The following is a 12,879-nucleotide window of genomic DNA, read 5'->3' on the forward strand; positions in this document are numbered from 1 at the left end:
CTGCCGGCGTCAAGCGATCCGGCGCCTGACCAGGCAATCGCCGCTGACGGACGACCAGCTCAGTCCTTGCCCTGCCCGCCGTTGGTCTGGCTGATGGTGATGAGCACCACGCGGTCGTCGCTGGAGACGGGTTTGCCGCCGTCCTTGTTGGCGGTGCCCGCGACGGCCACCTGGGGGTTGATCATGCCCATGCCGGCGAGGCGGCCGTACGTGGTGGGGGGCTTGCCCTTGCCGTCGAGGCTGATGGTGGGCTTGCCGGTGACGGCGCCGTCCGCGTTGACCGGCAGGTTCTGCAGGCCGCCGGAGGAGGCGACGGCCAGGATGCCGTTCGCGTCGATGAAGTCCGCGCAGCCCGCGACGCCCGGCTTGTCGGGCCACGTCCACGCGGGCACCGTGAGCTGCTGGCCCGCCTGGACGCGGTAGACGGCGTCCGCGCTGCCCGGCTGGTCGGTGACCCACAGGCGCTTGCCGTCAGCCGAACCGCAGATGCCTCCGGGGGAGTGGAGGCCGGAGGCGAACACCGCGGAGCCCGGCGCCGGGTTGTCCGCGGCGGGGTTGCCGGAGGTGTCGATCCGCAGGATCTTGCCCGCGAGCGACTTCGCGTCGGCGGCCGCGGACGGGTTGCCGGCGTCGCCGGTCGCGACGAGAAGCGCGCCATGGCCGTCGCTGGCCAACGCGCCGCGGTTGCCTGTCGCGCCCTTCGGGATGCCGGTGAGTACGGCCTTCGCTGGCTGGCCCTTCGCGAAGCGCACAACGCGGTTGTCCGTGGCCGTCGTGACGTACGCGAACACGAGCTGGTCCTCGACGTAACTGGGCGAAAGCGCCAGCCCGGTCAGACCGCCGTCGCCGGTGGCCTGGACGTCGAGCTGCTCGAACGTCGTCGCGTCGTGGCCGGCGGTGGCGAGCAGGACGCGGCCGGATTTCCGCTCGCCGGCGAGGGCGCTGGGCGTGGTGCCGTCGCCGGGCAGCCCGGCCACGGCCGCGACCGTGTCCAGGCAGGTGGCGATCACAGCCTTGTCGAAGTCCTTGCAGCCCTGCGGCGGCGGGACCGGCGTCGGCGACTGCTGGGACCCGCCCGGATTACTGGGGCCGGCACCGGAATCGCCGCCGGGGCCTTGGACCTGTGGGGGCGATTCGGGGCTGGGGACGGGCGCGGGGCTGAACGTCTGGCCCGCGGCGGTGTTGTCGAACCGGGCGCAGCCGGAAAGCAGGAGACCGCCGCAGGCCAGCAGGGCCAGCGGCGAGGACCACCGGTACCGGGTACGCACGGTGACCCAGCCTAGGTGGCGCCGCGTGAGCCACGGGTAAGTGGTTACCGTGGTGATCATGACCGTAACCGTGCTGGTCCCCGATGACGAGGGCGTCGCCGCGCTCTCGGAGGTCCCGCTCGTGCAGGCCGTGCGCTACCAATGGGGCGATCCGGTACCGACGGAGGCCGCGAAGGCGGAGGTGCTCATCCCCGGCCGTCACCCCGCGGGCGACGAATTGTGGCGCGAACTGCCGAATCTCCGGCTGATCCAGCTGCTGACCGCGGGCGCCGACGACTGGATCGGCAAAGTCCCCGAAGGCGTTCTGCTCTCGACGTGCCGTGGCGCGCACGGCGGCAGCATGGCCGAATGGGTCGTCGCCGTGCTGCTGTCGATGTACCGGCAGCTGGATGTGTTCGCGGAGGCGCACCGGCAAACGCGCTGGACGCGCTTGTCGGCCGACACGTTGCAGGGCAAGCACGTGCTCATCGTCGGCGCCGGCGATCTCGGCCGGCAGCTGCGCCGGCGGCTCGAACCGTTCGACGCGCGCTGCACCATGGTCGGCATGTCCGCGCGCGACGGGGTACACGGCGTCCAGGAACTGCCTGAACTGTTGCCGGCGCACGATGTCGTGGTGCTGATGGTCCCCCTCACGTCCCGCACGCGCGGCATGGTCGACGCCGAGTTCCTGGCCGCGATGCGGGACGGCGCGGTACTGGTCAACGCCGCGCGCGGCCCCGTCGTGGTCACCGACGCGCTGGTCGCCGAGCTGACTGCGGGACGCCTGCGCGCCGCACTCGACGTCACCGACCCCGAACCGCTGCCGCCGGGCCACCCCCTGTGGACGGCGCAGGGCCTGCTGCTGACACCCCACATCGGCGGGACGGTGAGCGGTGGCCGTAGCCGCTCGTACGCCGTCGCCGCGGCCGAGATCGCTCGGTATGCCGGGGGCGAGTTGCCGGACAACCTGGTGCACGGGGAGTACTGACTTCGCCGTTGACCTCGGGATGAGGTGAGGGGAGACGCTGGACTCCGCGACGAGACCGGGCGAACGCTGGACTTCGCGACGATGTCCCGGGCGAACGCTGGACTTCGCGATGAGGTCAGGGGAGACCCCACACCTTGCGATGAGGTCAGGAGAGAGGCGAGCCAGTCCAGCGCCCGCACCTGTTGGTCCGGTGCCCGCTCAGCGTGGGCCGGTTCCGGGAGCGGTGTGGGCCGGTTCTGGCGAAAGGGCCTAACCGGTCCGGTGCTCGCGGCGTGGGGCCGGTGCCCGCGAGCTGCGGGCCGGTACGCGCGGGCGATGTGGACCGGTGCGCGTGCGTCTGGCCCGGTTCCGGCTACAGGCGTGGGCTGGTTCCTGGAAGGAGCGAATCGGTCCGGTGCCTGGGGCGTGGATCCAGCGCGGGCGTGGTGAGTCGGGTGCCCCGTGCGGTGCGGGCCGCCTCCGGGCATCGGTGTGGGCCGGTTCCGGCGAAAGGGCCGAGCCGGTCTGGTGCCTGCGGCGTGGAACCTGCGCCCGACCGCTGTGGGTCCTGCGCCCGTGAGCTGTGGAGCCCAGCGTGGGCGCTCTGGCTCGGTGCCTGCGCGACGTCGACCGGTTCCGGGCAGCGGTGTGGGCCGGTTCCGACGAAAGGGGCCCTGACCTCGGCGTGCTCGCTCGCGGCGGGGCGCGTCATCGCCTAGCCTTCGCGCGTGACCAGTCAAGGGGATGACTACCAGACCAGTCTGCTGTCCGGCGTGGAGGATTCCAGCGGCGACGCCACCGACGAGCCGCGCCAGGCCGGGCTTGGCCTGGGCCTGCTGGTCCTGAGGCTCGGGCTGGGCGTGATCATGGGCGCGCACGGGCTGCAGCACCTGTTCGGCGCGTTCGGCGGGCCCGGGGTCGGCGGCTTCGCGCACGTGCTGGAGATGTTCGGCTACCACAAACAGACCACGCTGCTTTCGTGGATCACCGGGGTCACCGAGGTGGCGGGCGGGGCGCTGGTGCTCGTCGGCCTGTTCACGCCGCTCGCGGCCGCCGGGCTGCTCGGCGTGGCGGCCAACGTGGTCTACGCGAAGTTCCACGGCGGCTTCTTCGTGGGCGACGGCAAGGGGTTCGAGTTCGAGCTGCTGCTCGGCCTCGTCGCGCTGGCGCTGGTCTTCACCGGCGCCGGCCGAATCTCGTTGGAGCGGAACACTCCGTGGCGGAAACGGCCGTTGCCACTGGGGCTCGTTTCGCTGCTTCTCGCCGCGGCGGCGTCCGTCGTGGTCATCGTCCTGACTCGCTGAAGACGAACGAAAGGGCCGTTCACCACGGGTGGCGAACGGCCCTTTCGCGGCAAACGCGCTCAGGTCACTTGTTCGGGTCGCGCACCGCGCCCGTGTCCGCGGAGGTGGCCATCCGGGCGTACGCGCGCAGCGCCGCCGTGATCGGGCGCTGGCGGTCCTTCGGCTGCCACGGCCGTTCGGAGACTTCCATCTTCGACCTGCGCTCAGCCAGGATCTCCGGCTCGACCAGGAGTTCCAGGCGGCGTTCGTGGATGTCGAGGACGATCTGGTCGCCGTTTTCGACCAACGCGATCAGGCCGCCCGCGGCCGCCTCCGGGGAGATGTGGCCGACGGAGATGCCCGAGGAGCCGCCGGAGAACCGGCCGTCGGTGATCAGCGCGCACTTCTTGCCGAGGCCCGAGCCCTTGAGGAACGCCGTCGGGTGCAGCATCTCCTGCATGCCGGGGCCGCCGGCGGGACCCTCGTACCGGATCACCAGCACCTCGCCGGGCTGGATCTCCTTCTTGAGGATCGCCGAAACGGCCTCTTCCTGGCTTTCCAGCACCCGCGCCGGCCCCTGGAAGTGCCAGAGGTCCTCGTCGATGCCCGCGGCCTTGATCACCGCGCCGTTCTCGGCGAGGTTGCCGCGCAGGATGGCCAGGCCGCCGTCCTTGGTGTACGCGTGCTCGACGTCGCGGATGCAGCCGCCCGCGGCGTCGGTGTCCAGCGAAGACCAGCGGTTCTCCGTGGAGAACGCCTTGGTGGTCCGCACGCCGCCGGGTGCCGCGTGGAACAGCTCCAGCGCCTTCTCCGACGGGGACTCGGCGCGAACGTCCCACTCGTTCAGCCACGAGTCGATGTCGGGGGAGTGCACCGAGTGGACGCCGGTGTTCAGCAGCCCGCCGCGGTGCAGCTCGCCGAGGATGGCCGGAATTCCGCCCGCACGGTGCACGTCCTCCATGTGGTAATCGGAGTTCGGCGCCACCTTCGACAGGCACGGCACGCGGCGGCCGATCTCGTCGATCTCGCTGATGGTGAAGTCGACCTCGCCCTCCTGGGCGGCCGCGAGGATGTGCAGGACGGTGTTGGTCGAGCCGCCCATCGCCATGTCCAGCGCCATCGCGTTCTCGAACGCCGCCTTGGTGGCGATCGAGCGCGGTAAAACCGACTCGTCGCCTGGACCTTCGGACACGTACCAGCGCTTGCACAGCTCGACCACGGTACGGCCGGCGCCGGCGAACAGGTCGCGCCGCGCGGCGTGCGTGGCCAGCGTGGAACCGTTGCCCGGCAACGAAAGGCCGAGCGCCTCGGTGAGGCAGTTCATCGAGTTCGCGGTGAACATGCCGGAGCAGGAGCCGCAAGTCGGGCAGGCCGAGCGCTCGACCTCCGCAAGGCCGTCCTCGTCCACCTCGCTGTTCGCGGACGCGGAGATGGCGGTGATCAGGTCGGTCGGCGCCTGCGCGACCCCGCCGACGACCACGGCCTTGCCCGCCTCCATCGGCCCGCCGGAGACGAACACGGTCGGGATGTTCAGCCGCATGGCGGCGTTCAGCATGCCCGGCGTGATCTTGTCGCAGTTGGAGATGCACACCAGCGCGTCGGCCTGGTGCGCGTTGACCATGTACTCCACGGAGTCCGCGATGATCTCGCGCGAGGGCAGCGAGTAGAGCATGCCGGAGTGGCCCATCGCGATGCCGTCGTCGACGGCGATCGTGTGGAACTCGCGGGCGATGCCGCCCGCCTCCTTGACCGCCTCCGCGACGATCTCGCCGAGGTCCTTGAGGTGCACATGGCCCGGCACGAACTGCGTGTAGGAGTTCGCGATGGCGACGATCGGCTTGCCGAAGTCGCTGTCGGTCATCCCGGTCGCGCGCCACAGCGAGCGCGCGCCCGCCGCGTTGCGGCCGTGGGTGGTGGTCCGGGAACGGAGGTGCGGCACGGCATTCTCCCAGGTCAGAAGGCTGGTCCAGGCGGGGTCATGAGACCGCCCCGCAAACTGGTCCTACCAATTCTACTCACCCGGTTTGGCCTCGGACCCGGTGGTCTCCGCGGGAGCGGTTTCGGCCGCGGGCTCGGAAGCGGGCTCCGGAGTGGTCCCGGCCTCCGCTCCGTCGGACTTCCCGGTCTTGACGTCGTCGTCGCCCAGCTGCCCGCTCGGGTCCTTGACCACGCCCTCGCTGACCAGCGCGAGCACGGGCAGGTGCCGCGTCCGCACGGTGGGCAGCGAGATCTGCGTGTCGTCCCGCAGCACGGCGCGGACTCGAGACTTGCCGGTGATGGCCAGCCCCTTGAGCGACGACCACGGCAGCTCGCGGTGGCCGAACACGGTCCGCACGGCGAGGCCCTGCTTGGTCGCGACGGTCCGCCACCGCGCGACGAACACGAACAACCCGATCGGGAAGACGTACAGCCACTGCAGTCCGCCGATCTCGCCCAGTGCGATCGGTGTCACACAGACGGTCAGGAGCCCGATCGCCAGGTAGGCCGTGCTGGGGATCTTGAAGACGGCCTTGCGGCCCTCGTCCACGCTCTGGTCCTGCTCTTTTCCGTCCACGGGAGAATGGTGCACCGGCGCTCGCGCGGGCCTGCGCGGGGGTCCGCGGGGACAGTACTGGCCGTCCAGCATGCGGAATCGCCGTCCCGCAGAGTTGACACTCGCGCGAGGGCCGGTCTAACGTCAGCGCCGTGACAACGCACACCGGCCTCGTACTTCCCAAGCGCGTCGACGCTTAGGAAGAGTCCGCTGCGTCGACGCGCGACCCTCGTGCGACCTTATGGTCGGCGGGGGTTTTTTGTTGCGTGAAACCGGTTTCCGACCGGTGTACGGCCCCAGGTAAACCCGAACGAGTGACACCGAGAACCCACGAGGCAGAACCGATGACCAGTGCCACGTCGCGCAGCGACGCGAAGCCCGGGCCCAGCACGCCCGGTGTCCCAGGAGCACGTCCGAAGCCGGCGCCGCCGGCGGGAACCCCGGTAAGGGTCACGGGCGCCCAGTCGCTCGTGCGCTCGCTCGAGGCGGTCGGCGCCGAGATCGTCTTCGGCATCCCCGGCGGAACGATCCTCCCCGCGTACGACCCGTTGCTCGATTCCACGAAGGTCCGCCACATCCTCGTCCGGCACGAGCAGGGCGCCGGGCACGCCGCCACCGGCTACGCCCAGGCGACCGGCAAGGTCGGCGTCTGCATGGCGACGTCGGGCCCCGGCGCCACCAACCTGGTCACCCCGCTGGCCGACGCGAACATGGACTCGGTCCCGATCGTCGCCATCACGGGGCAGCAGAGCCGTTCGCTGATCGGCACGGACGCGTTCCAGGAAGCCGACATCTGCGGCATCACCATGCCGATCACCAAGCACAACTTCCTCGTCACCGACCCGGCGGAGATCCCGCGGGCCATCGCCGAGGCGTTCCACCTGGCGTCGACGGGCCGGCCCGGCCCGGTGCTGGTGGACATCCCCAAGGACGTGCTCCAGGAGATGACCTCGTTCTCCTGGCCCACGGAGCTGCGGTTGCCGGGTTACCGCCCGACGCTGCGGCCGCACGGCAAGCAGGTCCGCGAAGCGGCGAAGCTGATCGCGCAGGCCCACCGGCCGGTGCTGTACGTCGGCGGCGGCGTGATCAAGGCGGAGGCCTCCGAGCAGCTGCTGGAGCTGGCCGAGCTGACCGGCATCCCGGTCGCGACCACGCTGATGGCGCGCGGCGCGTTCCCGGACTCGCACCGTCAGCACGTCGGCATGCCCGGCATGCACGGCGCGGTCGCGGCCGTCGCTTCGATGCAGCGGGCCGACCTGCTGATCGCGCTCGGCGCCCGCTTCGACGACCGCGTCACCGGGCAGCTCTCGTCGTTCGCGCCCGAGGCGAAGGTCGTCCACGCCGACATCGACCCGGCGGAGATCTCCAAGAACCGCAAGGCCGACGTGCCGATCGTGGGCGACTGCAAGGAGATCATCGGCGAGCTGATCACCGCGGTGCAGGCCGAGTTCGACGCCGGCCACCGGCCCGACCTCGCCGACTGGTGGACGCAGGTCGAGTCGTGGCGGGCCGACTACCCGGCCGGCTACGAGTGGCCCGACGACGGCTCGCTGTCGCCGCAGTACGTCATCGAGCGGATCGGCGAGCTGGTCGGCCCGGACGCGGTGTTCGCCGCGGGCGTCGGCCAGCACCAGATGTGGGCCGCGCAGTTCATCAAGTATGAGAACCCGCGCACCTGGATCAACTCCGGCGGCCTCGGCACCATGGGCTACGCCGTCCCGGCCGCGATGGGCGCGCAGTTCGGCCTGCCCGGCACGCCGGTGTGGGCGATCGACGGCGACGGCTGTTTCCAGATGACCAACCAGGAACTGGCCACCTGCGCCATCGAGGGCGCGCCGATCAAGGTGGCCGTGATCAACAACGGCAACCTCGGCATGGTCCGGCAGTGGCAGAACCTGTTCTATTCCGAGCGGTACTCGAACACCGACCTCGGCACGCACAAGCACCGCATCCCGGACTTCACGCTGCTGGCCGAGGCGCTCGGCTGCGCCGGCCTGCGCTGCGAGGCCAAGGAGGACGTCGACGCCACCATCCGCCGCGCGATGGAGATCAACGACCGTCCCGTCGTGATCGACTTCGTCGTGGGGAAGGATGCCCAGGTGTGGCCGATGGTGGCCGCGGGCACCGGGAACGACGAGATCATGTCGGTCCGCGGGATCCGGCCGCTGTTCGACGACGACGACGTTTCGCAGGAAGTGGCCGAGGCCGCCACCGCCGCGGAAGGAGAAGACCGATGACCGTCCACACGCTCAGCGTGCTGGTCGAGAACAAGCCCGGTGTGCTCGCCCGGGTCTCCGGACTGTTCTCCCGCCGCGGCTTCAACATCGAGTCCCTCGCCGTCGGGCCCACGGAGAACCCCGAGGTGTCCCGCATGACGATCGTGGTCGCCGTTGAAGAGCTACCGCTCGAACAGGTGACCAAGCAGCTCAACAAGCTGGTGAACGTGATCAAGATCGTGGAGCTGGAGCAGTCCACGGCGGTGCAGCGCGAACTGCTGCTCGTGAAGGTCCGGGCCGACAACACCGTGCGCAGCCAGGTGCTCGAGACCGTCCAGCTCTTCCGTGCCAAGGTGGTGGACGTGTCGCCGGAGGCGCTCACGGTCGAGGCGACCGGGACCTCGGACAAGATCGGCGCGCTGCTGCGGATGCTCGAGCCCTACGGCATCCGGGAGCTCGTGCAGTCCGGGATGGTCGCGGTCGGGCGCGGGGCCCGCTCGATCACCGCCACCTCGCCCCGCTGACCAGTATTACCTGGGGGTTTGGACCCCCGAAGACGTTCAGCAGTCAGGAAAGGAAGTAGTACCCCCCATGGCAGTGGAAATCTTCTACGACGACGACGCCGACCTCTCGATCATCCAGGGTCGCAAGGTCGCCGTGATCGGCTACGGCAGCCAGGGCCACGCCCACTCGCTGAGCCTGCGCGACTCCGGCGTCGACGTCCGCATCGGCCTGCAGGAGGGTTCCAAGTCCCGGGCGAAAGCCGAGGAGCAGGGGCTGCGGGTGCTCTCGGTCGCCGAGGCGTCCGCCGAGGCGGACGTGATCATGATCCTCGCGCCGGACACCAAGCAGCGCTACATCTACGAAGAGCACATCGCGCCGAACCTGAAGGACGGCGACGCGATCTTCTTCGGCCACGGCTTCAACATCCGCTACGACCTGATCAAGCCGCCGGGCAACGTGGACGTCGCCATGGTCGCGCCGAAGGGCCCGGGCCACCTGGTCCGCCGCCAGTTCGTCGACGGCAAGGGCGTGCCCTGCCTGATCGCGGTCGAGCAGGACGCCACGGGCGGCGCGCAGGCGCTCGCGCTCTCCTACGCCGCGGCCATCGGCGGCGCGCGGGCGGGCGTCATCAAGACGACCTTCACCGAGGAGACCGAGACCGACCTCTTCGGCGAGCAGGCCGTGCTCTGCGGTGGCGCTTCCGCGCTGGTGCAGACCGGTTTCGAGGTGCTCACCGAGGCGGGCTACGCCCCGGAGATCGCCTACTTCGAGGTGCTGCACGAGCTCAAGCTGATCGTCGACCTCATGTACGAGGGCGGCATCGCGCGCCAGCGCTACTCCATCTCCGACACGGCCGAGTACGGCGACCTCACCCGCGGCCCGCGCGTGATCTCGCCCGCGGTCAAGCAGGAGATGAAGAAGATCCTGGGCGAGATCCAGGACGGCACCTTCGCCCGCGAGTGGGTGGCCGAGGACGAGGCCGGCCGGCCGAACTTCACCAAGCTCGAGGAGCAGGGCAACCAGCACCCGATCGAGGCGACCGGCAAGAAGCTGCGCGACCTGATGTCGTGGGTGGACCGGCCGATCACCGAGACCGCCTGACGTTTCACGGCGGTCCCGGCCCCGCGGCGGTTCCGATCGCCGGGGTCCCGGTCGCGAACGGCCCCCTCGCCCGGCCGGGTGAGGGGGCCGTTCGGCGTCCGCGTGGCCGTCCCTTGTGGCCGGTGACCGGGTGGTTACCCTTGCGCTCATGAGTGATCAGCCGGTCGATGACAAGGCGCACATCCGGCACGAGCTGGACCTGACCGCCGCCGAGTGGATCCCGGGCGAGCAGGAAGGCGTCACGCTCGAGAACCGCCTCGAAGTCGCCTTCGTGCCGCACACCGATGGCGTCACCTATGTGGCCTTGAGGCACTCGATCGAGCCGGACGGGCTCAAGATGGTGTTCACGCCTTCGGAATGGGACGCGTTCGTGAAGGGCGTCGAGGACGGCGAGTTCGACCTGCCTGGGGATCTCCCGAAATAGCCGCTGACCGGGGGATCTCCGGTAGTCGCCACTGATCGGCGACGCGGTTGCCGCCCCGGGCGGCGTCGGCTGCGTCGCCGGGCCGCGGCGTGGTCAGGCCGCGTGGACCGGCTGCGTGGGCTGGCTGCATGGCCAGGCCGGGTGTTGCGGTCGTGTGGTCAGGCTGCGTGTTCGGGATGGATGGTCAGACCATCTGGTCAGGCCGTCTGGTCGCCCAGGCTCGCGAACAGTTCCGGCAGCCGTCCGGCGGTCGCGGCCAGCCCGAGGTGATCGCCGTAGTCGCGGGACTCGACGATCAGGCCGTCGCGGACCCGCACTACGAAGATGTTGTTGATGCGCAACGGTTTCCCGCCGAGTTCACCCTCATAGGCGAACTCGCCGATGATCACCTCCGGATCCGTTGACTGGTACGTCACGAGGTCGGTCGCCTGCATCCGGATCCCCAGCTCGCCGGCCGAGGCGAAGTGGGCCCGCAGGTCGTCGCGGGTTTTCAGGAGCGGGGCGTTCGGCAGGAACGGGTGGCGGACGTCGGTCTGCTCGGCGTAGAGGTCCGGGAGCTCGGCCCAGCTGGCGTCCGAGACGCCGAAACAGAGCCGTTGGAACACGCCGAGCGGGCTCTTGCGGTCGGCCAGTTCGGCGGGCCGGGGCGCGACAGGCCCCCGAACGTGTGCCGGTGCCTGCGCGTACGCGTCCACGACCGGTTCGATGCTGCCCCGGACGGCGGCCAGCTTGAGGTAGTCGTGGTAGTCGTGGCTGCGCACGATCAGCCCGTCGCGCGCGCGGATCACCAGGATGTTGGCGTTCTCGATGGTCCGCCCGGTTTTCAGCGACTCCACCGTGTTCTGGTATTCGGCGACGATCACCTCGGGAGCTGTCGTCTCGTGGACGACCACGTCGTGGGCCACCAGGCGCATCGTCGCCCCGATCCGACCGGTGAGCAGTTCGTGGATGGCTTGGCGCCCCTCCAGCTGCCGGGGCCGCGGCGGTGTCGTCGGATGCACGAGCACGGCGTCCTCGGCGTACAACGGCGAAAGCTCGTCGTAGCGGCCCTCGGCCAGGCCCTCGGTAAGCCGATGGAACAGGTCAGTCGGTGTGGTCACGAAGTCCTCCAGCAGGCAATGAAACGGAGTCGATAGTCCGTATGGTCCTCGACGATACGGACTACAGACTCCGCTTGTCCACTGGCTGCCCACGTCGGCCAGGGTTTGGCCGCTGGGCGGCTACGCCTCGGGCACGTGCTCCGGATCGGCCAGCCGTTGCAGCAGGGCCCGGGCTTCCGGCTGGTCACAGGCCTCGGCCCAGCCTTCGGGGGTGCTGTTCCACTGGCTGTCGCGGACGGTGAGGTCGGCGCCGGCCGTGACGAGTGTGGTGATGATGTCCAGCCGGCCGCCCTCCGCGGCGAGGTGCAGTGCCGTGATTCCGACGCCGTGCTCGGGACCGCCGAACGTGCCCACGCGGTTAACGTCGGCGCCCAGTTCGAGCAGCGTCCGCACGGCGACGAGCCGGTGCCGGGCGACGGCCCACGTCAGGGCGGTGCCGCGGTAGACGTCGGCGTCCAGGTCCGCGCCGCGGGCGGCGAGCGTCCGGATCGCGTCCACGCGGTTGTTGCGCGCGGCCCAGCTGAGGGCTTCGTCGCGGATCTCGGCCGGGTCGTCCGTGGGCTGCCAGAACGGGAAACCGCTGTGCGGGCGGTAGAACTGACGGTGCTCGCCCGCGCCCGGCGCGAGTGTCCCGTTCGGACGGAGGAGTTCGTCCAGCAGCGTGAGATCGCCGAGGCCGGCGGCGACCCGGAGGTTGCGAGGGGACCGGTCGCGCGCCGCCAGTTTTTCGGCCACCGCCCGGTTTCCCCAGAACAGCGCGACGATCAGGGGCGTCCCGCCGTCTCCTCGCGCGGAGACGTCCAGTGGCGCGCCGGCGTCGAGCAGCATCTCGGCGAGTAGCGGTTGCTTGCTGTACGCGGCCTGGTGCAGCGGCGTCCAGCCGTGCGCGTTGGCGCGCGACGGGTCGGCGCCGCGGTCGAGGAGCACGCGCGTGAGCCGTTCGTCGCCGGTGGCGCCGGCCATGCCGAGCAGGTCGTTGCCGTTGGTGCCGCGGGCGTGGACCAGCTGCGGGAACACGTCGAGCATCGCCGTCAGCCCGTTGACGTCACCCGCCTCGACCAGCCGGTACGCGCGGGCGAAGGGTTCGCCGTTTTCCGGCAACACCGCGACGTGCTCGCGCAACGCCCGCCACGAGCCGAAACCGTGCTCCCTCGCGACGACTGCCCGGGCGCCGTCGCGGGTGAGGGCCTGACCGTGGCGTTCGAACGCCACCTGCGCGCCGGTCGTGCCGTCCTCGGCGGACGCGAGCAGCCCGAGCGCGCGGTCGGCGTAGTAGCCGACGTCGGCGTGATAGGCGTGCTGCAGGTCTGGCCCGTTTTCGGCGACGCGTCGAACGTACGCCTGAAGCTTCGGCCAGCTCGGGAAACCGTGCTCGCGCGCGATGCGGAACTGCGCTTCGGACAGCTTCACGGCTTCGGCGCGCGCGAGTTCTTTCGCGCGTTTGCGCAACTGCTCCAGGCTGGGATTGGCGGGCAGCGTGCCCATGGTGCCTCCTTCCCTCGTC

General features: G+C 70.4%; 11 protein-coding genes. 6 read left to right on the forward strand and 5 right to left on the reverse strand.

Annotated features, from left to right (window positions below; all coding sequences use genetic code 11):
- Positions 1–59: 59 nt before the first annotated feature.
- Positions 60–1,268, reverse strand: a complete 1,209-nt coding sequence (locus tag OG371_RS24940) for a PQQ-dependent sugar dehydrogenase (protein ID WP_329073257.1) — start codon at positions 1,266–1,268, stop codon at positions 60–62.
- A 58-nt stretch (positions 1,269–1,326) separates the two neighbouring features.
- On the opposite strand from OG371_RS24940, the gene OG371_RS24945 reads away from it, so the two are divergent.
- Together OG371_RS24945 and OG371_RS24950 are read left to right on the forward strand one after the other, a co-directional pair.
- On the forward strand, positions 1,327–2,235 hold the full coding sequence (locus OG371_RS24945) for a 2-hydroxyacid dehydrogenase (RefSeq protein ID WP_329057501.1): 909 nt from the start codon (positions 1,327–1,329) through the stop codon (positions 2,233–2,235).
- 707 nt (positions 2,236–2,942) lie between these two features.
- Positions 2,943–3,518, forward strand: a complete 576-nt coding sequence (locus OG371_RS24950) for a DoxX family protein (RefSeq protein ID WP_329057503.1) — start codon at positions 2,943–2,945, stop codon at positions 3,516–3,518.
- 64 nt (positions 3,519–3,582) lie between these two features.
- Here OG371_RS24950 and ilvD read toward each other — a convergent pair whose 3' ends face one another.
- Together ilvD and OG371_RS24960 are read right to left on the reverse strand one after the other, a co-directional pair.
- A complete protein-coding gene (ilvD, locus tag OG371_RS24955) occupies positions 3,583–5,436 on the reverse strand; it encodes a dihydroxy-acid dehydratase (protein ID WP_329057504.1) in 1,854 nt (617 codons plus the stop codon).
- A gap of 72 nt (positions 5,437–5,508) precedes the next feature.
- Positions 5,509–6,051, reverse strand: a complete 543-nt coding sequence (locus OG371_RS24960) for a PH domain-containing protein (protein WP_329057506.1) — start codon at positions 6,049–6,051, stop codon at positions 5,509–5,511.
- 323 nt (positions 6,052–6,374) lie between these two features.
- On the opposite strand from OG371_RS24960, the gene OG371_RS24965 reads away from it, so the two are divergent.
- The 4 genes from OG371_RS24965 (at position 6,375) to OG371_RS24980 (ending at position 10,275) form a co-directional block, all read left to right on the forward strand.
- Complete coding sequence (locus tag OG371_RS24965) at positions 6,375–8,267, forward strand: acetolactate synthase large subunit (RefSeq protein ID WP_329057507.1); 1,893 nt, start codon at positions 6,375–6,377, stop codon at positions 8,265–8,267.
- Positions 8,264–8,770 (forward strand): acetolactate synthase small subunit, encoded by a 507-nt coding sequence (ilvN, locus tag OG371_RS24970; protein ID WP_086842284.1) that lies wholly within the window; start codon positions 8,264–8,266, stop codon positions 8,768–8,770. Before OG371_RS24965 ends, ilvN begins: the two co-directional genes overlap by 4 nt.
- 67 nt (positions 8,771–8,837) lie before the next feature.
- Positions 8,838–9,851, forward strand: coding sequence for a ketol-acid reductoisomerase (gene ilvC, locus OG371_RS24975; RefSeq protein ID WP_329057510.1), 1,014 nt, complete (start codon positions 8,838–8,840; stop codon positions 9,849–9,851).
- 148 nt (positions 9,852–9,999) lie between these two features.
- Entirely contained in the window at positions 10,000–10,275 is a 276-nt protein-coding gene (locus OG371_RS24980) for a DUF397 domain-containing protein (protein WP_329057512.1), read from the forward strand.
- A gap of 197 nt (positions 10,276–10,472) precedes the next feature.
- Here OG371_RS24980 and OG371_RS24985 read toward each other — a convergent pair whose 3' ends face one another.
- Positions 10,473–11,375 (reverse strand): nuclear transport factor 2 family protein, encoded by a 903-nt coding sequence (locus OG371_RS24985; RefSeq protein ID WP_329057515.1) that lies wholly within the window; start codon positions 11,373–11,375, stop codon positions 10,473–10,475.
- Positions 11,376–11,495: 120 nt separating this feature from the next.
- Positions 11,496–12,860, reverse strand: coding sequence for an ankyrin repeat domain-containing protein (locus tag OG371_RS24990; RefSeq protein ID WP_329057516.1), 1,365 nt, complete (start codon positions 12,858–12,860; stop codon positions 11,496–11,498).
- Positions 12,861–12,879 lie beyond the last annotated feature (19 nt).

The sequence above is a fragment of the Amycolatopsis sp. NBC_01480 genome (assembly GCF_036227205.1).
GTDB lineage: Bacteria > Actinomycetota > Actinomycetes > Mycobacteriales > Pseudonocardiaceae > Amycolatopsis.